Genomic DNA, 23,507 nt, shown 5'->3' with positions numbered 1-23,507 from the left:
CGCACCACCCGCAACCCCCACTCGCGGCACCCCACTTGAAAGGATTCACATGAGAGGCAAGCTCATCGCGGCCGTGGTCGCCACCGCGCTCGCGTTCAGCATGTCGGCCTGCGCCGAGGACTCCGGCTCCGGTACGTCGAGCGACAGCAGCGCCGGAGCCGGCGGCTCCACGACCATCAAGTCCGGCCTGAAGGTCGCCTTCCTGCCGAAGCAGGTCAACAACCCCTACTTCGACACGTCCGACAACAAGGGCGGCAAGGTCGCGGTCGAGGAGTTCAAGGGCACCTACAGCGAGACCGGCCCCTCCGAGGCCAGCCCCTCGGCACAGGTCAGCTACATCAACACGCTCTCGCAGCAGGGCGCGAACGTCATCGCCGTCTCGGCCAACGACAAGGACGCCATCTGCGGCGCCCTGAAGGAGGCCCGGACGAACGGCGCGAAGGTCGTCACCTACGACTCCGACACCAAGCCCGAGTGCCGCGACCTGTTCATCAACCAGGCCACCAGCGAGGGCATCGCGAAGATCCAGGTCAAGCTCATCTCCGACGCGATCGGCCCGGACGGCGGCGAGATCGCGATCCTCTCGGCCACGGCGAACGCGACGAACCAGAACGCCTGGATCGAGCAGATGAAGACCGAGCTGGGCAAGCCGGAGTACAGCAAGCTCAAGCTCGTCGACACGGTCTACGGCGACGACGAGGACCAGAAGTCGTTCCAGGAGGCGCAGGGCCTGATGGCCAAGCACCCCAACCTCAAGGGCATCATCTCGCCGACCACCGTGGGCATCGCGGCGGCCGGGCGCTACCTGAGCGGCTCGACGTACAAGGGCAAGGTCCAGCTGACCGGCCTGGGCACCCCGAACCAGATGAAGGCGTACGTCAAGGACGGCACCGTCAAGGCGTTCGCCCTGTGGAACCCGGCCGACCTGGGCTACCTGGCCGCGTACGCGGGTGCCGCCCTCGCCTCCGGCGTCATCAAGGGCAAGGAGGGTGACAAGTTCACCGCGGGCAAGCTGGGCGAGTTCACCGTCGGCAAGGACGGCACCGTCCTGCTGGGCGACCCGTACACCTTCAAGGCCGACAACATCGACCAGTTCAACTTCTAGTGGCGGCGCCGCGCGCGGCGGCGACGGCTCCAGCCGGCTCTTCGCGCGCGGCAGCACGATAAGTCGGGCGCTCCGCGCCGCGACCTATCGGACATATCACGATTTCGGCCAAGGAAAGGGTATGGCGTGCGTCGAGTCTGCTTCACGCTGCAGGTCAAACCGGAGCGCCTGGAGGAGTACCGGCGCCGCCATGCCCAGGTCTGGCCGGACATGCTCGTCGCCCTGCGCGACGCCGGCTGGCACGACTACCAGCTCTTCCTGCGCGACGACGGGCTGCTTGTCGGGACCCTGCTCACCGACGACCTCGCACGGGCGCAGGCCGCCATGGACGCCACGGAGGTGTCCGCGCGCTGGGAGGCGCAGATGGCGGAGTTCTTCATCCACGGGCGGCAGCTTGTCGTCCTCGACGAGGTGTTCAACCTGGAGCACCAGCTTGGAGCATTGCAATGACTGAGCTCGCCCCGGAGACGCGGGCGCGTGTCGCGGCGCGGCTGCGCGACCAGCGGATCGAGACGGCGTCCTGGGCGTACGGCAACTCGGGCACGCGCTTCAAGGTGTTCCCGCAGGAGGGCGTGCCCCGGGACCCGTACGAGAAGCTCGCCGACGCCGCCCAGGTCCAGCGCTACACCGGCGTCGCGCCGAGCGTCGCGCTGCACATCCCGTGGGACCTCGTCGACGACTACGCCGACCTGGCCCGGCACGCGACCGAGCTGGGGGTCAGGGTCGGCACCATCAACACCAACGTGTTCCAGGACAACGACTACAAGCTCGGCAGCGTCACCAACCCCGACGCCGCCATCCGGCGCAAGGCGATCGGGCACATGCTCGAGTGCGTCGACATCATGGACCGCACCGGGTCGCGGGACCTGAAGCTGTGGTTCTCCGACGGCACCAACTACCCGGGCCAGGACGACGTGCGCACCCGCCAGGACCGGCTCGCCACGGCCCTGGCCGAGACCTATGCGCGCCTGGGCGAGCACCAGCGGATGCTGCTGGAGTACAAGCTCTTCGAGCCGGCCTTCTACATGACCGACGTGCCCGACTGGGGTACCGCCTACATGCACTGCATGGCCCTCGGCGACCGGGCCCAGGTCGTCATCGACACCGGCCACCACGCGCCGGGCACGAACATCGAGTTCATCGTCGCGCAGCTGCTGCGGGCCGGGAAGCTCGGGGGCTTCGACTTCAACTCCCGCTTCTACGCCGACGACGACCTGATGGTGGGTGCGGCCGACCCGTTCCAGCTGTTCCGCATCATGCACGAGATCGTGCTCGCGGACGCGCTGAGCGACGAGGGCGCCTACAAGGGCATCGCGTTCATGCTCGACCAGTGCCACAACATCGAGCCGAAGATCCAGGCCGTGATCCGCTCGGTCCTCAACGTGCAGGAGGCGACGGCGAAGGCGCTGCTCGTCGACCATGCGGCACTGAAGGCGGCGCAGGACGCCGGTGACGTCCTCGAGGCCAATGAGGTCCTCATGGACGCGTACAACTGCGATGTCCGCCCGCTCCTGCGCTCGGTGCGCGAGGACATGGGCCTGGACCCGGACCCGATCCGGGCGTACAAGCGCTCGGGCTACCTGGAGAAGATCGTCGCCGAGCGCGTCGGCGGCTCGCAGGCTGGATGGGGAGCATGAGCACGTCTTCCGAGTTGATCGCCCGGTCGAACCGCCTGGGCGCCGACCCGCGCAACACGAACTATGCCGGTGGCAATACTTCCGCAAAGGGTACTGCCACAGACCCGGTGACGGGCGCCGACGTCGAACTGCTCTGGGTGAAGGGCTCCGGCGGCGATCTGGGCACGTTGAAGCCTTCTGGCCTGGCCGTCCTGCGCCTCGACCGGCTCCGCTCGCTCGTCGACGTCTACCCGGGTGTCGACCGCGAAGACGAGATGGTCGCCGCGTTCGACTACTGCCTGCACGGCCGCGGTGGTGCCGCCCCGTCCATCGACACGGCGATGCACGGTCTCGTTGCCGCACCGCACGTCGACCACCTGCACCCCGACGCCGGGATCGCCCTGGCCACCGCGGCCGACGGCCCGGAGCTCACCAAGGAGTGCTTCGGCGATCGCGTGCTGTGGGTGCCGTGGCGCCGGCCCGGCTTCCAGCTCGGGCTCGACATCGCCGCTGTGCACAGGGCCAACCCGCAGGCGATAGGCGTCATCCTGGGCGGTCACGGCATCACCGCGTGGGGCGCCACGTCCGAGGAGTGCGAGGCCAACTCGCTCACGATCATCAGTACCGCGGCTGCGTTTCTCGCCGCCAAGGGGCACCCGGAGCCGTTCGGATCGCGGCTTCACCCCGCACTCGAGAATCGCCGGGAGCGAGCGGCCGAGCTCATGCCGCTGCTGCGGGGTCTCGCGTCCACCGACCGGGCGCAGGTCGGGCACTTCGTCGACGACGACGTGGTGCTGGACTTCGTGGGGTCGGCCGAGCTGCTCCGGCTGGCCGGGCTCGGGACCTCGTGCCCGGACCACTTCCTGCGCACGAAGGTCCGCCCCATGGTGCTCCAGCCCGGCGGCGGGACGGAGGAGTCGATCCGCGAGATCCACGCGGCGTATCGCGCCGAGTATGCGGCGTACTACCAGCGCCACGCGGTCGCGGACTCGCCGCCGATGCGGGGCGCCGACCCGGCGATCGTGCTCGTGCCCGGCGTCGGGATGTTCTCGTTCGGGGCCGACAAGCAGACGGCCCGGGTCGCCGGCGAGTTCTACGTCAACGCCATAAACGTGATGCGCGGCGCCGAGTCGGTGTCCGTATACGCGCCGATCGACGAGGCCGAGAAGTTCCGGATCGAATACTGGGCGCTCGAGGAGGCGAAGCTCCAGCGGATGCCGAAGCCCAAGCCCCTGGCCACCCGGATCGCGCTCGTCACCGGCGGCGGCTCGGGCATCGGGCGGGCGATAGCCCTGCGGCTGGCGGCCGAGGGCGCGTGCGTCGTGGTCGCCGACCGGGACGCGACGGCGGCGGCCACGGTGGCGGCCGAGATCGGCGGGGCGGACGTGGCCGTCCCGGTGACCGTCGACGTCACCGACGCGGCGGCGGTCGCGGCGGCGCTGCGCGAGGCGGTGCTGGCGTTCGGCGGCGTGGACCTCGTCGTCAACAACGCCGGGCTGTCGATCTCGAAGCCGCTGCTGGAGACGACTGAGGCCGACTGGGACCTCCAGCACGACGTGATGGCGAAGGGCTCGTTCCTCGTGGCCCGTGAGGCCGCGCGGGTGATGGTCGCCCAGGGGCTGGGCGGCGACATCGTCTACATCTCGTCGAAGAACTCGGTGTTCGCCGGCCCCAACAATGTCGCGTACGGGGCGACGAAGGCCGACCAGGCCCATCAGGTGCGGCTGCTGGCGGCGGAGCTGGGGGAGTACGGGATCCGGGTCAACGGGATCAACCCGGACGGCGTGGTCCGCGGCTCCGGGATCTTCGCCTCGGGCTGGGGCGCGCAGCGGGCCGCGGTCTACGGCGTGCCCGAGGAGGAGCTCGGCGCGTTCTACGCCAAGCGGACCATCCTCAAGCGCGAGGTGCTGCCGGAGCACGTGGCCAACGCCGTCTTCGTGCTGACCGCCGGAGAGCTGTCGCACACCACCGGCCTGCACATCCCGGTCGACGCCGGCGTCGCGGCGGCGTTCCTGCGATGAGGATCGCGGCGGTCGATCTGGGGGCCTCGAACGGCCGGGTGATCGTGGCCGACGTCTCGCCCGGCGCGCTCACCTTCCGCGAGGTGGCCCGGTTTCCGAACGAGCCGGTCCAGGTCGGCGCCACGCTGCACTGGGACGTCCTGTCGCTCTACCGCGGCGTGCTGGAGGGCCTGCGGGCCGCGGGCCCGCTCGACTCGGTGGGCATCGACTCGTGGGCCGTCGACTACGGCCTGCTCGACGCCGACGGCGCGCTGCTCGGCAACCCCGTCCACTACCGCGACGCGCGGACGGACGGGGTGGCCGAGCGGTTCGACGGCTACGAGCTGTACGCGGCCACGGGCATCGCGACAATGCCGTTCAACACCGTGTTCCAGCTGGTCGCGGCCCGGTCGAGTGCCGCGTTCGCGGCGGCCCGGACGCTGCTGCTGATCCCGGATCTGCTCTCGTACTGGCTCACCGGCGTCGCGGGCACGGAGCTGACGAACGCGTCGACCACCGGGCTGCTCGCGGCGGGCGGCAAGGGCTGGTCGCCGGCCATGCTCGAGCTCGCCGGGGTGGACGCGTCGCTGCTGCCGCCCCTGCGTATGCCCGGCACGCCGGCGGGCACGATCAAAGCCGCACTCGGGGTGTCGCCGGATACCGCGGTCACCGTCGTCGCGTCGCACGACACGGCGTCGGCGGTGGCCGGGGTGCCCGGCGCCGGCAACTTCGCGTACATCTCGTGCGGCACCTGGTCGCTTGTCGGGGTCGAGCTGCCGGCCCCGGTGGTCTCCCGTGAGTCCTACGCGGCCGGGTTCACCAACGAGATCGGCGTCGACGGCACGGTGCGGTACCTCCGCAACGTCATGGGGCTCTGGCTGCTGCAGGAGTGCATGCGGGAGTGGGACACTCCGCTGGCCGCGCTGCTGGCCGGGGCGGCGCAGGCACCGGCCGGGCGCAGCGTCGTCGACGCCACCGATCCCGCCTTCCTGGCCCCCGGGGACATGCCGGCGCGCATCGCGGCCGCGTGCCGGGCCGCGGACCAGCCGGTGCCGGCGACGCCGGTGGAGATGACGCGCTGCATCCTCGACTCGCTGGCCCTGGCCTACCGGCGGGCGATCGACGACGCGCGGCGGCTGGCGGGCGTGACGGTGGACGTCGTGCACATGGTCGGGGGCGGGGCGCTCAACACGCTGCTGTGCCAGTTGACGGCCGACGCCTGCGGGCTGCCGGTGCTGGCCGGGCCGGTCGAGGCGGGGGCACTCGGAAACATCCTGGTGCAGGCGCGGGCGCTCGGTGCTGTCGATTCGGACTTGTCCGACATGCGGGAGCTGGTGCGGACCACGCAGCCGATTGTTCGGTACATGCCGCGCGTCTGAGCGGTTCTTTGTCGTACCCGGGCGGTATGGTGGCGCCATGGTTAGAACGGATGTTCTAGATCATGGGTTCTTGGCCGACGGGGAATCCGGGCTGCCGCGGCGGCTCGTGCTGTGCGCGGGGCCGGAGGAGCTCGCCGCGGACCTTCCCGATGTCGTGGGCGGGCACGTCGAGCTCGGGCCCGACCCGGTCGACGAGCTCTACGGGGACATCGTGCACGGGCCGCGGATGGGGACCTTGCCGTAGGTGGTGGTTACGCGATGACGACCCCGGCGCTGCGGACCAGGTCGGGGGCGGCGTGGAAACGGCCCCGGAACAGCTTGGGGGCGCCCGGCTCCTTCGCCAGCTTCTCGGGCAGGATCTCGGCCTCGAACTCCTGGCGATCCACGTCGATCGTCAGCCGCGCGTCCATGAAGTCGAGCCAGGTCCCCATGATCGGCGACCAGAGCTTGTAGACGACCTCCTTGGCCGAGAAGTGCACCGCCGGCCACCAGTCCTCGTCCGGCCGCTGCGCGCACCAGGCCAGCTCCTCCGGCAGGCAGATCGCCGGGCGGACGTTCTGCGGCAGGATCGTGCGCCGCTCCGCGTCGATGCCGACGGCCCGCACATCGGTGCTGAGGGCCACCGCGGCCGCGCAGTAGCCGGCGGTGTGGGTGATGCTGCCGGTCGTACCCTGCGGCCAGATCGGCGCCCGGTGCTCGGAGGGCACCAGCGGCTTCCCGTGCACGCCGAGCCGGGCCAGCGCCCGCCGGGCACAGCTGCGGCCAGCGGTGAACTCCCGCCGCCGGTTGGAGACGGCCCGCGCACTCAGCGCGGCCGCCTCGTCGGGCAGCAGCTCGGCCGTGTAGTCCGCCTCGCCGGCGACCTCGACGGCCACCCACTCCGGCAACAGATCCCGCACCCGAGCGACTTTAATCGTCACCGCCGTCGATTGCCGACCCCCCTTCAGGGACAGCCAAGGTCTGGACCGGCAGGCTTTGGACCGACAGGCTCTGCACCGACCGGCCCGGGACGGCCTGACCCCGGGGCGCCGGGCCCGGCGTGACCAGAGCGCCGAGTGCCGCTCCGGCGAGGGTGGTCAGCGCGACGACGCCGCTCCACAGCTCCAGCGACCAGGCCACACCGAGGGACATCTGCACGCCGACCAGGTGCGCCGGCCAGACGGCGAGCGGCAGGGCCACGCCGACGGTGAGCGGCACGAACCGCGGCCGGCGCGCGGCCACCCCCTGCACGGCGAAGTCGGCGGCGACGGCCCCGAGCAGCGGCCACAGCTGCGCGGCCAGGTTCTCGAAGTCGTCGAACACCCCGTTGGGCACCGACGCCGCGGCCACGACGAGCGTGATGAGCCCGAACGGCAGGTGGCCCAGCCGGCTCCAGACGAACAGGGCGGTGGTGGTGAGGAGCGTGGAGTACACCAGGCATTCGGCCAGTCCGAACGGCTGCCCGTTGCCGTATCCGCTGTTGGCGGCGGGCGCGTCGGTGAACGGCGACAGATAGTTCAAGAAAAATGCGGCGACTCCGGTACCGCAGGCCGCGCTGATGAGCACCGCCGGCTGGACGGGGCGCCGGTCACCCCTGGCCGCGGCCGCGCGGATGGGCGTCGCGATCATGAGGGAGCCGGCGGTGAGCAGCAGCAGATGCGGCGGGCTGAGCAGCGCCTCGAGGTCCCTCTCGACCCCGAACGCGAGGTGCCACATCATGTCGCAGGCGCCGGCGACCGCGAACATGACCGCGCCGAGCAGCCCCAGCCCGTAGCCGGCCGGAACCCACGTCGCCATGGCTCCCTGGGGGCGGCCACGCCACACTCGGGCCGGGTGAGGCTTACCGCCAGTGCGGCGTACCCGCTGTACAGGATGGCGTGCCAGGGCGTGAAGAACGTCTCCAGGTCGGGCACGTGCGAGTGCGCCCAGCCGTCCATGAACAACCCGGCGGTCAGCCAGACCGCGGCCAGCGCCACGAGCAGGTCCCGCCGCTCGCTGGAGACCGGCCGGTGCAGGGCGGGCCGTTCGACAACTGAGGTGACCATTCATCGATCCTGGCGCATTGTGGCCCTGGACACAGCCATGATTCGCGAAAGGGGCACGGGCGGCCCACCGTTTGGGCCGACCGGGCGCTCGACCCTTATGGTAGATTTCGTGATCCACCTTCCAGCGGTACGGCGCGGCCCGCTACGAGCAATCAGTGCCCGTCTCGGCCTCGCCGTAGGCCTGGTCGTCGCGATCGTGTGCGTCATCTTCGCCGATCGCCAGGGGTATCGGGACGTCAACAACGACGGCCTGTCCGTGCTGGACTGCTTCTACTACGCGGTCGTGACCCTCTCGACCACCGGATACGGCGACATCACGCCGGTCTCCGAGGGCGCCCGGTTCGTCAACATCATCATCATCACCCCGGCCCGCGTGCTGTTCCTGATCATCCTGGTCGGCACCACACTCGAAGTCCTGACCGAGCAGTACCGCACGAACCTCAGGTTGCAGCGGTGGAGGAAGCGCGTGAAGAACCACGTCATCGTGTGCGGCTACGGCACCAAGGGCCGGGCCGCCGTGAGCACCCTGCTCGAGAACGGCTTCGACAAGACGAACGTCATCGTCGTGGAGAGCGACCGCACTGCCCTGCGCCAGGCCACCTCCGACGGCCTCGTCGCCGTCGAGGGCTCCGCGACCCGCTCGTCGGTCCTGGTCGAGGCCCGCGTCCAGGAGGCCAAGGCCGTCATCATCGCCACCGACAGCGACGACGCGTCGGTCCTGGTCACGCTCACCGTCCGCCAGCTGACGGCGGGCAAGGTCTCCATCATCGCCGCCGTCCGCGAGGCCGAGAACGCCCCGCTGCTGCGCCAGTCGGGCGCCCACCACGTCATCGTCTCGTCGGCGACGGCCGGCCGCCTGCTGGGCCTGTCCACGACGGCCCCGCCGCTGATCGAGGTCGTCGAGGACCTCCTCACTCCCGGCCAGGGCATGGCCCTGGCGATGCGCTCGGCCCGCCGCGACGAGGTCGGCTCCTCGCCGCGCCAGCTGCAGGAGCTGGTCATCGCCCTGTTCCGCCGGGGCAAGGTCCTGTCCCTGGCCGACCCGGAGGGCACCGCCATCCAGACCGGCGACATGATCGTCTATGTGCGCGACGACCGGCCCGAGTCCATTCCCGCCATGCCCTGACCTGGCCCCCGCCGCCGAGCGTTTGGCGCGGCCCGGCGGGAGTCGGCGCGTTCCGGCCGATCGGTGCGGCAGCGCCGGCTGTGCGCCACGTCAAGCCGGCCCGCAGCCGCGCGGGCCCGGCCGGGCGATGGCGTAGGGTTCGGCGGGTGGCGGCGCGTATGGGGACATTCTTCCTGGTCATCGTCGCGGTACTGCTCCTGGCAACCCCGGCCCAGGCCCACGGCGGCGCGGCGGTGACCATCAACTCGGACGGCCGCGGCTCGGTATGGATCACGGCCCATTGGCAGGACGGCCACCCGATCAACGAGCCGACCCAGGTCACCATGGCCGCCCGCACCGACGCCGGCGCCGCAGTACCCCCGGCGACGCTGCACCAGACCGGCGACGAGCGGGGCACTCAGACGTACACGGGCACGCTCGACCCGGGCGCGTGGCGGATCTCCATCGACCTGGGCGCCCCCGTGAACGGCCACTGCCAGGCCCTGATCCCGGTGGCCCCCTCGTCGGCCACCGCCCAGCCGACCGAGGTCGCCTGCCTGATCCCCGCCACCGCCCAGTCCGCCGCCGCGACCGACGGTGCGGCCGGCAGCCTGACCCCGCTGTGGATCACCTTGGCCGCCCTGGCCGTAGCCGGCGCCGCCGTCGCGACCTACCGCTTCCGCCGCCGTCCTCGAGGCGAGACGCCGGCCGGGTAGGTGCCTCCGCGGACTCGGATTTTTGTCGTACCCCTGTTCTAAAATTCGCCTATGACCAGCGCAGTTATCTGGGTCGACGACCCGGCCGAGTGGCATAACCGACTCGATGCGATGGTGGCCGCCCACCGCCGCCGCAAGGCCGACCGCGCCGCCGTCCAGGCCACCTTCACCGAGGCGAGACGGCGCGGCCTGGAGGTCCGCCACGCCGAACGCCTGGCCCGCCTCGACCGCGATGCCGAGTGCGCCGAGATCACCGCCCGCTGGGCCGAGGAGCGGGCGAGGGCCGGCAGGCGCCGGACGGACCACCGATGAAAGCCGCACACGCCAGCCACCCCGGCCACCGCACCCGCGCGCCACCGCGCGGAGCGATGTGCCCGTGCGTCCCGGCACTCGTGCTCGTGTGTCACCGCGCGGCGCGATGTGCCCGTGCGTCCCGGCACTCGTGCTCGTGTGTCACCGCGTGGCGTTGGCTGTGCGTCCCGGCACTCGTGCTCGTGCTCGTGGGTCACTGCGTGGCGTGGCTTTGCGTCGCGGTGCTCGTGCTCGTGCTGGTGGGTCGCTGCGTGGCGTGGCTGTGCGTCCCGGTGTTCGTGCGCCGTTGCGCCTGCGCGCCTGATTTGGGCCGCCGATATCCACCGCCACACCGCACCGTGCCTGTGCGCATCCCGCTCGTGGGCCGCGCGTCACGCCGTCCATGCGCCCGTGTGCCAGCCCCGCCGCGTGCCCCGGTGGCCGCGTGCCAGCCCCGCCGCGCGTCTCGGTGCCCGCGTGCCAGCCCCGCCGCGCGCCCCGGTGGCCGAGCGTCAGGTGTTGCCCGCCGGCAGGATCGCCGCGCCTCTGCCCGTCCTCATTCACCGCCACTGTGCCCTTGCGTCGCCGTGCAAGCGCTTCAGCCGGTCGAGTGCGTGCTTCGGCGCGCTGTCCACGGGGCCCTGTGAGGGCGTGTCTCGTGGATGCTGCTGTCTCGGGGGTTGCCGGTTGCAGAGGTGCGCGCTGTCGACGACGGAGAGCGGGGCACGGCGCATTCGGGGCGCTGCGGGAAGCCGTCGTCTGCTGATGTCCTGGCGGCGTGGAGGGGGCTCGTACGGGGCGGTGAGGTGGATGTAGGCAGCGCAGGTCGGGGCGCTACGCTCGCTGCGTGACTGGTGAGGCCAACGGCGACGTGGATGCGGCGACCGAGGCGCTGCTGGCCGCGCGGTCGGGGGATGAGCGGGCCGCGGCGGTGTTCGTGCGGGCCACGCAGACCGAGGTCTGGCGGTTCGTGGCGGCGCTTGTCGGGGTTGCTCAGGCCGATGACGTGACGCAGGACACCTACCTGCGGGCGTTCCGGGCGCTGCCGGAGTTTGCCGGTCGGTCCTCGGCGCGCACGTGGGTGCTGGCCATCGCTCGGCGGGCCTGTGCTGATCAGGTGCGGTCGGCTGTTCGGGCCCGGCGGCTGGAGAGTCGGGTCATGGCGGAGCCGGCGCCGTTGGCCGAGGGGGACCACGCTGGGCTGCATGCCACGAACGCGCTGGTGGCGGCGCTTCCGGCCGAGCGGCGAGTGGCGTTCGTCCTGACCCAGGTGCTCGGGGTTTCCTACGCTGAGGCGGCCGAGATCGAGGAGGTGCCGGTCGGCACGATCCGCTCTCGGGTGGCTCGGGCCCGGGCCGATCTCGTTGCTGCAATTGCCGCTGCTCGTGCTGGGTGAGATCGCCGCTACTCGGGTGGGCTGTCGCGCTTCGGCGCTCGTGGTCGCCTGGCGGGTCGGGCTGACGTTCGGTGCCGCTCAGCGCAGCGGTCTCGGTCGGATGCCAGGCGGGCGGCGGTTCGGCTGCGTGGCGGTTGGTGGCTGTGCTGCGCGGCGGGCGAGTCCGGTGCGGTCGGGTGGCTTCGGGTGGGTGGTGAAGGTGGCCCTCGCGGGAGTGGTCGGGCTGGTCGCTGTTGTGCTGTATTCGGGGCCGGCTTCGGCTCACGGGGCCGACGCGCCCGTTGCCGTGAACTACGTGGTCCGGGTGGAGTCGGTGTCGGTGCCGGGAGTCACGGTCCGGGCGGTTGAAGGTGGGGCCCGGCTCGAGCTCGTGAATCGGTCCGGGCGGGAAGTCGTGGTGCTCGGGCTGCAAGGGGAGGAGTTCCTCAGGATCGGCCGCCGGGGGGTCGAGGAGAACCGGGCTTCCCCCACCTGGGTCGCCAGCCGGTCCGTCAGCGGAGTGGCCGCCGGTGGGGATGCGGGGGCGGCGCCCGATTGGCGGGCGGTCAGTGCCGAGCCCCGGGTCCGGTGGCATGACGAGCGGGCTCGGGAGCTGCCGGCGCGGAGCTGGAGTGTGCCGCTGCTCGTCGACTCGCGCGAGCCCGGGATCATCCGCGGGTCGATCGCTGCCGCGCCGGCGCCGGCGACCGGGTGGTGGTGGGCCGGGGCGGTGGTCGGGGCCGTGGCCCTGGGGCTGCTGTGGCGGCAGAAGGTCGTGCTGGCGCTGGCGGCTCTGGGCGGGGGAGCGGTCACCACGGTCTGGATCGTCGAGGCGGCTGTGCTCGCGGCCTCGCCGGCCGATGGGGTCGGTGTGCAGGTGCTGGCGCGGTTGTGGCCGTTGCTGACCGCGGTCGCGGTCCTCGTGGTGGGCGGACTGGAGCTGTTCAAACGTGTGGACATTGTGCTCGGGATCGCCGGGGCCTGCCTCGCCGTGATGGTCGGGGTCGGGGACTCGGCGGTGCTGCGCTACGGGAGCCTCGCCGGGCCGCAGTGGGGGCGGTGGGCTGTGGCGCTGGCGTTTGCGGTAGGCGTGGGGCTGGCGGTGGCAGGCGGGGTCCGGTGGTACCGGAGCGTTGAACCGACGCCCCAGAGCGCACAAACCGACACGGCCATTTGAACAAAAATCAACGAGTTCTTTCACAACTCAACCGGACCTGCGCATAATCGGGCTTCGATGTTCCCCGCCAGGAGCAAAGGAGTCCGGTCGTGGACCGTAGGACGTTCGTCGCGCGAGGGGCTGTCATCACCGGCGGCGCGGTCGCGCTCACCACTGCGTTCGCCGCAGAAGCCGCGGCCGCGGTCAGGACCGCCAAGACCGTCGCGGCGGGCGCGCGCACAGGGCGGTACACCCAGAATGTGGCGCCTTTGCAGTCGACGCCGTTCCTGAAGCTGCCGCCCGGGGCCGTGCAGCCGCGCGGGTGGATCCGCAATCAGCTCAACATCGAGGCCGACGGGCTCTGCGGGCGGATGACCGAAGTGTCGGACTACCTCGTGTACGCCAACTGCGGCTGGGTCGACCGGACCAAGGGCGCCTGGGAGGAGCTGCCGTACTGGCTGCGCGGCTTCGGCGACCTCGGATACGTCACCGGCAACACCCGCATCCTCGGCCTGGCCAAGCAGTGGATCGACGGCATCATCGCCAACCAGGCCGCCGACGGGTTCTTCGGGCCCGACAGCCTGCGCACGAGCCTCGAGAACGGGCCGGACTTCTGGCCGCACATGCCGCTGCTCGACGCGCTGCGGTCGTGGGCGGAGTACAGCGGCGACGCCCGGGTCGTGACCTTCATGCGCAAGTACTTCCAGTTCCAGAACGCCCAGCCGGCCGCCGTGTTCAACCGCAGCTGGGCGGCGCTGCGCTGGGGCGACAACATCGACAGCATCTACTGGCTCTACAACCGCAGCCCGGAGAGCTGGCTGCTCGACCTGGTGCGGAAGATCCACGCGGGCTCGGCCGACTACACCAACGGCATCCCGAACTGGCACAACGTGAACCTCGCGCAGGGGTTCCGGGAGCCGGCGCAGTTCGGGCTGCTCGACCCCGACCCGAAGTATCCGCAGGCCACGTACAACGACTACGCCACCGTGATGGGGCTCTACGGCAACTTCCCGGGCGGCGGGTTCGCCGGCGACGAGAACTGCCGGACCGGATACACCGACCCCCGCCAGGGCTTCGAGACCTGCGGCATCGTCGAGTTCATGCACAGCCACCAGCTGCTGGCCCGGATGACCGGCGACCCGGTGTGGCTGGACCGCTGCGAGGACCTCGCGTTCAACTCCCTGCCGGCCGCGCTCGACCCGGCGCAGAAGGGCATCCACTACGTTTCGTCGGCGAACAGCATCGCGCTGACCGACCGTACCCTCACCCAGGGGCAGTTCCAGAACGGCTTCCCGATGCTGGCCTTCATGCTCGGCATCCACAACTATCGCTGCTGTCCGCACAACTACGGCATGGGCTGGCCGTACTACGCGCAGGAGCTCTGGTTCGCGACCTGGGACAACGGCCTGTGCGCCGCGATGTACGGCGCCTCGCAGGTGACCGCCAAGGTCGGCGCGAACGGCACATCGGTCACGATCACCGAGGACACCGACTACCCGTTCAGCGACACGATCACCCTGACCCTGACGACGCCCGGACCTGTCGGCTTCCCGCTCTACCTGCGCATCCCCGGCTGGTCCGCCGGCGCCCAGGTCCGGGTCAACGGCACCCTCGTCACCGGCACGCTGCAGTCCGGCTCGTTCGTCATCGTCGACCAGACGTTCAACAACGGCGACCGGGTCACCGTCACCCTGCCGATGCGGACCACCGTGCGCACGTGGGCGAAGAACGGCAACGCGATAAGTGTCGACAACGGCCCGCTCACGTTCTCGCTGTCGATCGCCGAGCGCTGGTCGCGCACCGGCGGCACCGACGCCTGGCCCACGAACGAGGTCTACGCGGACTCGGCCTGGAACTACGGACTCCTGCTCGACCCGGCCAACCCGGCCGTCACCGTCACCCGCAAGGCCGGGCCCCTGGCGGCGAACCCGTTCACCCGCGACGGTGCCCCGATCGCGCTCAGCGTCACCGGCCGCAGGATCGTGAACTGGCAGGCCGACGCCGAGGGGATCGTCCGCACCCTCCAGCCGAGCCCGGCCCGCTCCACCCAGCCCAACGAGACGGTCCAGCTGCTGCCGATGGGCGCCCAGCGGGTCAGGATCACCACGTTCCCGCGGATCGGCGACGGCGCCGACGCGATCGACTGGTCGATCCCGGCGACCGCCTCGGCGTCCTGGTGCTGGGGCGGCGACAGCGTCGGGGCGATCAACGACGGCAAGGCCCCGTCGAGCTCGGCCGACACGAGCATCCCGCGGCTCACGTTCTGGGACCACCTGGGCACGAGCGAATGGGCCCAGCTGACCTACGCGACCCCCGTCAACACGGGCGCGGTCTCGGTGTACTGGTTCGACGACACCGGCACCGGGCAGTGCCGCGCCCCGCAGTCGTGGCAGGTGCAGTACCTGAACGCGAGCGGCCAGTGGACAGCGGTCAGCGGCGCCTCCGCCTACGGCACCGCGCTGAACACCTTCAACCGGGTCACCTTCAACGCCGTCACCACCTCCGCGCTGCGGGTCGCCGTCCAGCTCAAGGCCGGCGTCTCCGGCGGCATCCTGGAGATGCGGGTCGAGGGCACCACCGCACCCATCTCCTGGAAGCGGGTCCAGAACAAGAACAGTCTCAAGGTCCTCGGCGTGGCCGGCATGTCCACGGCCAACAGCGCCAACGTCGTGCAGTACGACGACAACGGCACGGCCGACCACAACTGGCGCCTGATCGACGCGGGCGGCGGCTGGTTCAAGATCGTGAACCAGAACAGCGGCAAGCTCCTCGCCGTGCAGAACATGTCGACGGCCGACGGGGCCCTCGTGCAGCAGTACGACGACAACGGCAGCGCCGACCACCTCTGGCGCCTCGTCGACAACGGCGACGGCTGGGTCCGCATCCAGGTCCAGCACAGCCTGAAGGTGCTCGGCGTGGCCGGCATGTCAACGGCGAACAGCGCCCAGGTGGTGCAGTTCGCCGACAGCGGGACCGCCGACCACCTGTGGAAACTGCTTTAAACCGGGCCCTGACGGTACCGCGGGCGCGGCTTCAGTCGCGTCGACGGCATCCCGGGGGCGGGCAGCGGCTGCTCGCCCCCGGGCACCACACCGAACCGGTCGGCGGCGGCCATCCAGTCGTCCCGGGCCTCGACGATCTCCTCGTGGGTGCGCCCGACGAAGTTCCACCACATGACGAGCTCCTCCTCGAACGGCACCCCGCCGAGCAGGAACAGGCGGGCGTTGCCGGCCAAGGCCAGCTGCTCCAGGCCGTCACCCAGGTAGAGCAGGGAGCCGGGCGCCAGGTCGACCCCGTTGATCGTCGCCACGCCCTCGGTGACCACTGCCGCATGCTCGAAGTCGGGGCGCACCCGGATCCGGGTCGCCCCCGCAAGCTCGACGTCCGCCCCGAGCAGCTCCGTGTGGACGTCCGCGGGGGAGCTCAGCCCTTCCAGCGCCCCGACGGCGACCGTAACTTTCACCCCCGAATCGGACAGCGTCGGCAGGTCGGCGATGTGCTGGAACGCCGGCGGCATGTGCCGCGCCGCCTCCGGGAGCGCGACCCACAGCTGCAGCCCGTGCAGCAGCGGCGGCTTGTCCGTCGGCGAGTTCTCCGAGTGCGCGATGCCCCGGCCCGACGTCATGATGTTCAGCTGCCCGGGGACGATCACCTGGTCGGAGCCGAGGCTGTCGCGGTGGCGCACCTCGCCGGACAGCAGCCAGCTCACCGTCTGCAGGCCGATGTGCGGGTGCGGCGGGATGCGCATGCCCGGCTTCCCGGTGACGTCCTCGGGACCGTAATGGTCGAGGAAGCACCACGCCCCGACCGTGCGCCGCGCCTTGTTGGGCAGGGTGCGGCGCACGACCGTGTAGCGCCCGAGCGGGACGTCCCGCCCCTCTTCCAGCAGACTCACGCGGTCAATTGTCCACCGCGAGCACGATCTTGCCCCGCCCGTGGCCGGTCTCGATCTCCCGGTGCGCGGCGGCCGCCTCGGCCAGGGGGTACACCCGGCGCACGGTCCACCGGGTGCGGCCCTCGGCGTAGAGCGCGACCAGCTCGGCCAGGGCGTCGGCGCTGCGCCGGCCCTGGATGGTGGCCAGCCCCAGCTCCTCGGCCCGGCCGTGCTCGACCAGGGTGATGATCCGCTTCGGGTCCTCGACCAGCTCGAGGGAGGTCGTGAGCGCGTCCCCGCCGGCGCCGTCGATCGCGGCCGTCACACCCTGCGGTGCCAGGGCGCGGACGCGTTCGGCCAGGCCGTGGCCGTACACCACAGGGATGGCTCCCAAGGAGCGGACATAGTCCTGGTTGGCGGCGCTCGCCGTGCCGATGACCGTCGCACCCAGCAGCCGGGCCAGCTGCACGCCGGCGGTGCCCGTCGACCCGGCCGCCGCGTTGATCAGGACGGTGTCGCCCGCCTGGACCCGCAGTGCCGACAGCGCCAGCCGGGCCGTCTGCCAGCCCGCCGTGAAGCCGCCCGCCACCTCCCACGGGACGCCGGCCGGCTTCGGGGTGACGTGGTCGGCGGGCACGACGACGTACTCGGCGTAGCTGTTGAACACGCTGAACCCGAGCACCTCGGTGCCCTGGCCGTCGCCCTGGTCGATCACACCGGCGAACTCGTTGCCGGGGATCTGGGGGAGGGTGACCGCGGCGTAGGGCGGCACCCAGCCCCGCCGCAGGGCCGCGTCGAACGGCTGGACCCCCGCGGCCTTCACCCGGACCCGCACCTCGCCGGGGCCGGCCTGCGGTTCGGGCCGGTCGAGAAGGCGAAGGACGTCCGGCGGGCCCGGCTCTGCGAACGCTGCTGCTCTCATGGTCAAGCACTCTGCGACCTCAAGCGCACTTCAGGTCAATGCGTTAGGGTGCAACCGCGCCGGAGGCACTACAGGGAGTCGGACCATGGTGAACGCGAAGGACTGGGTCGTCGTCGGACTGGACAACGGCGGCACCGCGAACAACGCGACGGTACTCGACCACGCGGGCTCGTTCCTCGTGGACGGACTCGTCGAGGTGCCGAGCCGGGTGCTCGAGGGCCCGGAGGCGGCGATCGAGTCGCTGGCCGGTGCGTTCGACAACATCCTCGCCGTGACGAAGGTCGAGCGCTCCCGCGTCGTCGCCGTCGGCCTCGACACCCCCGGCCCGGCCAGCGCCGACGGCGTCATCTCCTCCAAGGGCGCGACGAACTTCTCCCAGCCGGCCTGGTGGGGCTACGACTTCCGCGGCGCCCTGGAGGCCCGCCTGGGCCTGCCCGTCGTCTACAACAACGACGGCAACGCGGCCGCCCTCTACGCCCACCACGTGCACTTCGGCCCGGCCGCCGACGCCAAGTCGTCGATCTCCGCAATCGTCGGCACCGGCCTGGGCGGCGGCGTCATCGAGCAGGGCCGCGTCATCAAGGGCGCCGCCGGGATGGCCGGCGAGCTCGGCCACGTCCACATCCCCATGCACGGCCTGCTCGAAGAGGGCCAGCCCCTCCCGTCCTGCGGCTGCGGCTTCCTGGGCGACGTGGAGAGCGTCGCCTCCCTGACCGGCATCGTGCGCAACCTCCTGCCCTACTGGCTGACCCGCTTCCCCGACCACCCCCTGCACGGCGCCGACTCCCTGAAGTCCGCCGCGAAGCAGGTCCGCTCCTACGCCGAGCAGGGCGACGGCCTGGCGCTGAAGATCTTCGAGCAGCAGGCGATGGGCCTGGGCCGCCTCTTCACCATCGCCGCCAACTTCACCGACCCCGACTGCTACTTCGTCGGCGGCGGCGTCGTGGAGGCCGCCCCCCACTTCCGCGACTGGTTCCTGGCCCGCATCCGCGAGCACACGCTGCTGCGCGAGGAGCAGGTGAAGGTCGCGGAGTTCGCGCTGGTCCCCGAGCGCGACATGGCCGGCGCCCGCGGCGCCGCGATCGCCGCCGCCGGCACCGTCGTGGCCTGACCCGCTCAGGCCGCCGAGGACTCCGAGACCGGGGCGGCCGCCCGCGCCACGTTCTCGGCCAGGACGTTGAGGCGCCCCTGGTCGTCGCGCTGCCACCGCCGCCCCCGGGCGTCGGTGAACCGCAGCTCGACATGCATGTCCGCCGAGGGCGCCAGCCGGATGGTCCCGTCATCGTTGATCCGGTCCCGCTCCACCGGACCGTCGGTGGACTCCTGATCGAAGCCGGCGTACACCTCGGGCTGCTCCGAAGGCGGCACGATGCGCACCCGGCGGATCGCGGTCCAGGCGGCCGGCGGGTCGGTGAAGACGATCTCGACGTCGTAGACCGGGCTCTGGCCGGCGTTGCGCACGGCCGCGCCGACGACGCCCCGCGTGATGATCTTCTCGAAGGTCTCGCGTTCGCTTACCGCCCACGCGCACACCCGCTCGGCGTCGCGGCGGTCGTCGGCCAGGCGGTACTGCGCGATCAGCTCCCCGACCGCGCCCATGGCCCGGTGGGCGGCCTGCAGCGCGGCCCAGCCGAGGTAGACGGCGCCCCCGGCGACCAGCACGGCGAGGATCGCGGCGACGAGAAGCCCCACAAACACCAACGTACCGTCAGGAACCCTGCAAATACGCCAGAACCGCCAACACCCGGCGGTTGTCGTCGTCCGAGACCGGCAGGTTGAGCTTCCCGAAGATGCTCGCGATGTGCTTGTTCACCGCGCTCTCCGACAGGAACAGCTGCTTCGCGATCGCCGCGTTCGACCGGCCCTCGGCCATCAGGGTCAGGACCTCGCGCTCCCGCGGGGTGAGCGACCCCGTCTGCTGCGGGGGCCGGGCCACGAGCTTCGCGATCACCGAGGGGTCCATCACGGTGCCGCCCGCGGCCACCCGCCGTACCGCATCGATGAACTGGTCCGCGTTGAAGACCCGGTCCTTCAGCAGGTACCCCACCGCCCCCGTCCCGTCCGCCAGCAGCTCCCGCGCGTACAACTGCTCCACGTGCTGCGACAGGACGAGCACCGGCAGCCCGGGTACCTCCCGCCGCGCGGCGAGAGCCGCCTGCAGACCCTCGTCGGTGAACGACGGCGGGAGCCGCACATCCACGACGGCGACGTCCGGCCGGTGCGACAGCAGGGCCTCCAGCAGCGCCGGGCCCGTGTCCACCGCCGCCACGATCTCGAACCCGTGGCTCTGCAGCAGCAGGACCATGCCGTCCCTCAGGAGGTAGAGGTCTTCGGCGAGAACAACGCGCACGGCAGCTCCAGCGAGGCGACGGTCGGCCCGCCGGCGGGGGAGTCCATGGCGAGCGTTCCGTCGAAGGTACCCAACCGCCGCTCGATCCCGCGCAGCCCCGTCCCGCGGGACGGGTCAGCACCGCCGCCGCCGTCGTCGGTGACCCGGATGCGCAGCACGCCGCCGACGTGGCGGATGTCCACGGCCACCGCCGCCGCCCGGCCGTGCCGGACGGCGTTGGCCAGCAGCTCGCTGACCGCGAAGTACGCCGCCGACTCGACAGGCGCGGCCAGGCGCCCCTCGAGCCGGCCGGTGACGGTGACGTCCGCCGCGGTGTCCAGGGCGAGAGCGCGGACGGCGTCGGGCAGCCCACGCTCGGACAGCACCGGCGGGTGGATGCCGCGGACCAGGTCGCGCAGCTCGGTCAGGGCCGTCTGCGACGTCTCCCGGGCCTGGGCGACGAGCTGGCGGGCCTTGGCCGGGTCGGTGTCCATGAGCCGCTCGATCGCGCCGAGCGTGAGCCCGACCGAGATGAGCCGGGCCTGCGCCCCGTCGTGCAGGTCGCGCTCGATCCGCCGGACCTCGGCCGCCTGGGCGTCGACGGCGTCGGCCCGGGTCTGCGTGAGCCGCTCGACCCGCCGCCGCAGCTCCTCCTTCGCCGTGGGCTTCAGCAGCCCCTGCGTCCAGCCGGACACCATCCGCAGCGCCGGCTGGGCCGCGGCCAGGGCGGCGGCGACGAGGCCGACCCCGACGAGGAGCCCGAGGGTGCGGTCGCCGAAGAACGCGCCGTACCACCGGCTCCACTCGGCCCCGAAGGCCTGCGTCCACACCCACGGCAGGGCCAGGCCCCAGGCGCCGTAGATCCCGGCGACCACCGGCAGGCCCGCGATGACGCCGGTGACGCTCGCGTCGACGACCAGGAACGACAGGTCGCGCCACGAGGCCGGGTCGTGCCAGACCCACTGCCAGTGCGCGTTGAACTTCGCCATGTTCTCGGTCTTGTACAACGTGTTGTTCACCCGGAACAGCCCGTCCGGGCGCAGCTCGGGCTCGCGCGGCGGGGCGTACGGCCGCTCGATGGTGACCCCGCCCCAGGACGCGTAGGACCGGCGCAGGTTGAGCAGCCAGCGCATGTGCGTCAGCCCGAGCGGGATCAGGAAGATCAGGCCGAGCCCGAAGCCGAACGTGAACAGGACGAGGGTGATCCCGAACAGCACCAGCTGCACGGCGGCGCACACGACCAGGAGACCGAGGCGGGCCCACGCCAGCAGCACCCGGTCGGTCCGCCGGCCGCCGGCCTTCCGCGCCGCCCCGGGCTTCAGCAGGCACGCGCTCCACGCCGCGACCGCGCGCACCGCCCACGGCGCGACCGGCAGCCCGAGGGGCACGATCAGCAGCACGACGAAGGGGAACAGCGCCATCCACTGCACATCGCGGGCGAGCGCCGGGTCCTTGGCGAACCAGTCCACCTTGGCCAGGTAGGCGGGCAGGCGCGGCGAGCGGTACAGCTGCGAGTCGTGGCGGTACAGCCCCTCCTCGTCCGGCTGCGGCGGCCCCGGCTCCGGCGCATACGGCACCGGGATCTCCCGGCCCAGCCACCGGCCGAACATCGCCCGCCACCGGCCGGTCAGCCGGCGAACCGCGATGCCCGGGTGGACCAGGACCACCACCGCCGGCACCACGGTGGCCACCAGCTGGACGAGCACCACCGGGACCAGCGCGAGCAGGAGCAGGCTACGGGCGAGCGCCCTCGGGTACGACATACCCACGAGCCTCGCCTCCCCGTCGCCGCGGCACATCGGACCTGGCTGCCCGACGGGGTGCAGATAACTGCACCCCGGCCCCGGCATCCAGCGTCATTCTGCCCGGTCCGGTGCCGGCCCAGGATAAGCGCATGACAGCGGTCATCGAAGTACGGCAACTCCAGAAGCGCTACGGCGACCACGAGGCCGTCCGCGACGTGTCCTTCACCGTCGAGCGCGGCGAGATCTTCGGCATCATCGGGCGCAACGGCGCCGGCAAGACGACGACAGTCGAGTGCATCGAGGGACTGCGCCGGCCCGACGCCGGATCGGTCACCGTCCTCGGCCGCGACCCCCGCGACCCGGACGTACGCCAGCGGCTCGGCGTGCAGCTGCAGGAGTCGCAGCTGCCGGACCGGATCCGGGTCGACGAGGCGATGGGCCTGTTCGCCTCCTTCTACGAGCGCCCGGCCGCTCCGGGCCCGCTGCTCGAGCGCCTCGGGCTGGCCGGGCACGGCGGCCGGACGTACAAGAAACTCTCGGGGGGTCAGAAACAACGGCTGTCGATCGCGCTGTCGCTCGTCGGCTCACCCGAGGTCGCGGTGCTCGACGAGCTCACCACCGGGCTCGACCCGCAGGCCCGGCACGACACCTGGCGGCTGATCGCCGACGTGCGCGACAGCGGCGTGACGGTGCTGCTCGTCACCCACTTCATGGACGAGGCCGAGCGGCTGTGCGACCGCATCGCCGTCATCGACAGGGGCCGCACCGTCGCCGTCGACACCCCGCAAGGGCTGATCCGTCGAGTCCCCGGCGGCGTCACCGTCACGTTCCGGCCGTCCGGGCCATTGGATGCACAAGCCTTGGCGGGTGTACCGGGAGTCACCGCGACAAGCGTCGAGGACGGCATGTGGACCGTGCAGGGCCGCGGCAACCTGGCCCACGAGGTGTCCACGGCCCTCGCCGCGCTGCACGTCGTACCCCTGGCCCTGAACATCGTCCAGGCCGACCTCGAATCGGCGTTCGTGGAGCTGACATGCGCGCCCTGACCCGCCTCACCGTGATCGAGGCGAAGCTCATGCTCCGGGAGATCGCCGGCCCGGCGTTCACCATCCTGCTACCGGCCGCCCTGCTCGTCATCTTCGGCCTGCCCGGCAGCGCCCACGAGGCCGACCCGGCCCTCGGCGGCCACCGCGGCATCGACACCGTCATCCCGTCGATGTCCATCATGGTGTCGATGGCGATGGTGGCGTTCTTCATGCTGCCGGTCGTCCTGGCCACGTACCGCGAGAAGGGCATCCTGCGCCGCTTCGCCACGACCCCGGTGCGGCCGGCCGTCATGCTCGGCGCCCAGCTCGTCCTCAACGTCGGGGTGGTACTGCTCTCGATCGTCCTGACGCTCGTCATCGGCGTGGCCGCGCTGGACATGCACCTGCCGAACCTGGCCCTGGTGATCCCGACGTTCGTGCTCGGCGTCCTCGGGCTCTTCCCGATCGGCCTGCTGGTGTCGGCCGTCGCGGGCAGCGCGAAGGCGGCCACCGGCTACGCCCTGGCCCTGTGGTTCCCGTCGGCCTTCTTCGCCGGCCTGTACGTCCCGGTCGAGTGGATGCCCGCCACCCTGCGCCGCATCGGCGACTTCACCCCGCTCGGCGCGTTCCGCCAGGCGATCCAGGCCGCATGGGCGGGCGACTTCCCGCACCCGCAGCACCTGGCGGTGCTGGCCGCCGGCTTCCTGCTCGCCGGCGGCCTGGCGATCCGCTTCTACCGCGTGTCGTAGCGCCGGCCAGCGCGCTCAGCGCCGGCCGGTTTGCTTTGCGCTGGCCGGATGGCCCTACGCCGGCCGGATTGCTTTGCGCCGGCCGGTTTGTTCTGC

The 23,507-nt window shown here is 71.7% G+C and carries 22 protein-coding genes; 15 read left to right on the top strand and 7 right to left on the bottom strand.

Annotated elements, in window-relative coordinates; all coding sequences use genetic code 11:
• Positions 1-49 precede the first annotated feature (49 nt).
• From rhaS to Dvina_RS43360, 6 genes are all read left to right on the top strand, one after another.
• Positions 50-1,105, top strand: coding sequence for a rhamnose ABC transporter substrate-binding protein (gene rhaS / locus Dvina_RS43385; protein WP_223096592.1), 1,056 nt, complete (start codon positions 50-52; stop codon positions 1,103-1,105).
• 126 nt (positions 1,106-1,231) lie between these two features.
• Positions 1,232-1,555, top strand: coding sequence for an L-rhamnose mutarotase (locus tag Dvina_RS43380; protein WP_223096590.1), 324 nt, complete (start codon positions 1,232-1,234; stop codon positions 1,553-1,555).
• The gene (rhaI, locus tag Dvina_RS43375; RefSeq protein ID WP_223096588.1) at positions 1,552-2,742 is read left to right on the top strand and encodes an L-rhamnose isomerase; all 1,191 of its coding nucleotides are present in this window, start codon (positions 1,552-1,554) and stop codon (positions 2,740-2,742) included. The genes Dvina_RS43380 and rhaI overlap by 4 nt, the downstream gene beginning before the upstream one ends.
• Positions 2,739-4,742: a bifunctional aldolase/short-chain dehydrogenase gene (locus Dvina_RS43370; protein WP_246655702.1), complete on the top strand. Its 2,004-nt coding sequence runs from the start codon at positions 2,739-2,741 to the stop codon at positions 4,740-4,742. Before rhaI ends, Dvina_RS43370 begins: the two co-directional genes overlap by 4 nt.
• A complete protein-coding gene (locus Dvina_RS43365) occupies positions 4,739-6,100 on the top strand; it encodes a rhamnulokinase (protein WP_223096584.1) in 1,362 nt (453 codons plus the stop codon). Before Dvina_RS43370 ends, Dvina_RS43365 begins: the two co-directional genes overlap by 4 nt.
• Positions 6,101-6,170: 70 nt before the next feature.
• Entirely contained in the window at positions 6,171-6,344 is a 174-nt protein-coding gene (locus Dvina_RS43360; RefSeq protein WP_223096582.1) for a hypothetical protein, read from the top strand.
• 7 nt (positions 6,345-6,351) lie between these two features.
• Here the strand turns inward: Dvina_RS43360 and Dvina_RS43355 are convergent, their stop codons facing one another.
• Entirely contained in the window at positions 6,352-6,999 is a 648-nt protein-coding gene (locus tag Dvina_RS43355) for a 4'-phosphopantetheinyl transferase family protein (RefSeq protein WP_223096580.1), read from the bottom strand.
• A gap of 10 nt (positions 7,000-7,009) precedes the next feature.
• The gene (locus Dvina_RS43350; RefSeq protein ID WP_223096578.1) at positions 7,010-7,876 is read right to left on the bottom strand and encodes a hypothetical protein; all 867 of its coding nucleotides are present in this window, start codon (positions 7,874-7,876) and stop codon (positions 7,010-7,012) included.
• A gap of 357 nt (positions 7,877-8,233) precedes the next feature.
• Here Dvina_RS43350 and Dvina_RS43345 point away from each other — a divergent pair, with 357 nt between their 5' ends.
• The 6 genes from Dvina_RS43345 to Dvina_RS43320 all read left to right on the top strand — a co-directional run bounded on the left by Dvina_RS43345 (position 8,234) and on the right by Dvina_RS43320 (position 15,769).
• The gene (locus Dvina_RS43345) at positions 8,234-9,250 is read left to right on the top strand and encodes a potassium channel family protein (protein WP_223096576.1); all 1,017 of its coding nucleotides are present in this window, start codon (positions 8,234-8,236) and stop codon (positions 9,248-9,250) included.
• 146 nt (positions 9,251-9,396) lie between these two features.
• Entirely contained in the window at positions 9,397-9,945 is a 549-nt protein-coding gene (locus tag Dvina_RS43340; protein ID WP_223096574.1) for a hypothetical protein, read from the top strand.
• Between the two features lie 51 nt (positions 9,946-9,996).
• Positions 9,997-10,257 (top strand): hypothetical protein, encoded by a 261-nt coding sequence (locus tag Dvina_RS43335; RefSeq protein ID WP_223096572.1) that lies wholly within the window; start codon positions 9,997-9,999, stop codon positions 10,255-10,257.
• An 826-nt stretch (positions 10,258-11,083) separates the two neighbouring features.
• The gene (locus Dvina_RS43330; RefSeq protein ID WP_246655701.1) at positions 11,084-11,632 is read left to right on the top strand and encodes a sigma-70 family RNA polymerase sigma factor; all 549 of its coding nucleotides are present in this window, start codon (positions 11,084-11,086) and stop codon (positions 11,630-11,632) included.
• Positions 11,610-12,788 (top strand): hypothetical protein, encoded by a 1,179-nt coding sequence (locus Dvina_RS43325; RefSeq protein WP_223096570.1) that lies wholly within the window; start codon positions 11,610-11,612, stop codon positions 12,786-12,788. Before Dvina_RS43330 ends, Dvina_RS43325 begins: the two co-directional genes overlap by 23 nt.
• Positions 12,789-12,877: 89 nt before the next feature.
• Positions 12,878-15,769, top strand: coding sequence for an RICIN domain-containing protein (locus Dvina_RS43320; RefSeq protein WP_223096568.1), 2,892 nt, complete (start codon positions 12,878-12,880; stop codon positions 15,767-15,769).
• On the opposite strand, the gene Dvina_RS43315 is transcribed toward Dvina_RS43320, so the two are convergent.
• Complete coding sequence (locus Dvina_RS43315) at positions 15,766-16,662, bottom strand: pirin family protein (RefSeq protein WP_246655700.1); 897 nt, start codon at positions 16,660-16,662, stop codon at positions 15,766-15,768. The two genes, Dvina_RS43320 and Dvina_RS43315, sit on opposite strands and share 4 nt — an antisense overlap.
• Before the next feature lie 4 nt (positions 16,663-16,666).
• Positions 16,667-17,563: an NADP-dependent oxidoreductase gene (locus Dvina_RS43310; protein WP_223096565.1), complete on the bottom strand. Its 897-nt coding sequence runs from the start codon at positions 17,561-17,563 to the stop codon at positions 16,667-16,669.
• 85 nt (positions 17,564-17,648) lie between these two features.
• Here Dvina_RS43310 and Dvina_RS43305 point away from each other — a divergent pair, with 85 nt between their 5' ends.
• Positions 17,649-18,674 carry an ROK family protein gene (locus Dvina_RS43305; RefSeq protein ID WP_223096563.1) on the top strand — a complete coding sequence of 342 codons (1,026 nt, stop codon included), beginning with the start codon at positions 17,649-17,651 and terminating at the stop codon, positions 18,672-18,674.
• A 5-nt stretch (positions 18,675-18,679) separates the two neighbouring features.
• Here Dvina_RS43305 and Dvina_RS43300 read toward each other — a convergent pair whose 3' ends face one another.
• Genes Dvina_RS43300 through Dvina_RS43290 form a run of 3 tightly spaced genes read right to left on the bottom strand, consistent with a single transcriptional unit; the run spans position 18,680 to position 21,655 of the window.
• Positions 18,680-19,255, bottom strand: coding sequence for a hypothetical protein (locus tag Dvina_RS43300; protein WP_223096561.1), 576 nt, complete (start codon positions 19,253-19,255; stop codon positions 18,680-18,682).
• A 16-nt stretch (positions 19,256-19,271) separates the two neighbouring features.
• The gene (locus Dvina_RS43295) at positions 19,272-19,913 is read right to left on the bottom strand and encodes a response regulator transcription factor (RefSeq protein WP_223096549.1); all 642 of its coding nucleotides are present in this window, start codon (positions 19,911-19,913) and stop codon (positions 19,272-19,274) included.
• Positions 19,877-21,655, bottom strand: a complete 1,779-nt coding sequence (locus tag Dvina_RS43290) for a histidine kinase (protein ID WP_246655699.1) — start codon at positions 21,653-21,655, stop codon at positions 19,877-19,879. Before Dvina_RS43290 ends, Dvina_RS43295 begins: the two co-directional genes overlap by 37 nt.
• A gap of 131 nt (positions 21,656-21,786) precedes the next feature.
• Here Dvina_RS43290 and Dvina_RS43285 point away from each other — a divergent pair, with 131 nt between their 5' ends.
• Positions 21,787-22,683: an ABC transporter ATP-binding protein gene (locus Dvina_RS43285; RefSeq protein ID WP_223096537.1), complete on the top strand. Its 897-nt coding sequence runs from the start codon at positions 21,787-21,789 to the stop codon at positions 22,681-22,683.
• Positions 22,671-23,411 carry an ABC transporter permease gene (locus Dvina_RS43280; protein ID WP_223096535.1) on the top strand — a complete coding sequence of 247 codons (741 nt, stop codon included), beginning with the start codon at positions 22,671-22,673 and terminating at the stop codon, positions 23,409-23,411. Before Dvina_RS43285 ends, Dvina_RS43280 begins: the two co-directional genes overlap by 13 nt.
• Positions 23,412-23,507: the final 96 nt, after the last annotated feature.

The organism is Dactylosporangium vinaceum (genome assembly GCF_019904175.1).
Classification (GTDB): domain Bacteria; phylum Actinomycetota; class Actinomycetes; order Mycobacteriales; family Micromonosporaceae; genus Dactylosporangium; species Dactylosporangium vinaceum.
This window is presented reverse-complemented; position numbering and strand designations above follow the sequence as displayed.

What these genes read in the sequence shown, in the direction of transcription:
- Dvina_RS43370 (WP_246655702.1), top strand. Translation starts at nt 2,739, where the DNA reads ATGAGCACGTCTTCCGAGTTGATCGCCCGGTCGAACCGCCTGGGCGCC.
- Dvina_RS43350 (WP_223096578.1), bottom strand. Translation starts at nt 7,876, where the DNA reads ATGGCGACGTGGGTTCCGGCCGGCTACGGGCTGGGGCTGCTCGGCGCG.
- Dvina_RS43280 (WP_223096535.1), top strand. Translation starts at nt 22,671, where the DNA reads ATGCGCGCCCTGACCCGCCTCACCGTGATCGAGGCGAAGCTCATGCTC.
- Dvina_RS43310 (WP_223096565.1), bottom strand. Translation starts at nt 17,563, where the DNA reads ATGAGAGCAGCAGCGTTCGCAGAGCCGGGCCCGCCGGACGTCCTTCGC.
- Dvina_RS43305 (WP_223096563.1), top strand. Translation starts at nt 17,649, where the DNA reads ATGGTGAACGCGAAGGACTGGGTCGTCGTCGGACTGGACAACGGCGGC.
- Dvina_RS43335 (WP_223096572.1), top strand. Translation starts at nt 9,997, where the DNA reads ATGACCAGCGCAGTTATCTGGGTCGACGACCCGGCCGAGTGGCATAAC.
- Dvina_RS43365 (WP_223096584.1), top strand. Translation starts at nt 4,739, where the DNA reads ATGAGGATCGCGGCGGTCGATCTGGGGGCCTCGAACGGCCGGGTGATC.
- Dvina_RS43290 (WP_246655699.1), bottom strand. Translation starts at nt 21,655, where the DNA reads ATGTCGTACCCGAGGGCGCTCGCCCGTAGCCTGCTCCTGCTCGCGCTG.
- rhaS (WP_223096592.1), top strand. Translation starts at nt 50, where the DNA reads ATGAGAGGCAAGCTCATCGCGGCCGTGGTCGCCACCGCGCTCGCGTTC.
- Dvina_RS43285 (WP_223096537.1), top strand. Translation starts at nt 21,787, where the DNA reads ATGACAGCGGTCATCGAAGTACGGCAACTCCAGAAGCGCTACGGCGAC.
- rhaI (WP_223096588.1), top strand. Translation starts at nt 1,552, where the DNA reads ATGACTGAGCTCGCCCCGGAGACGCGGGCGCGTGTCGCGGCGCGGCTG.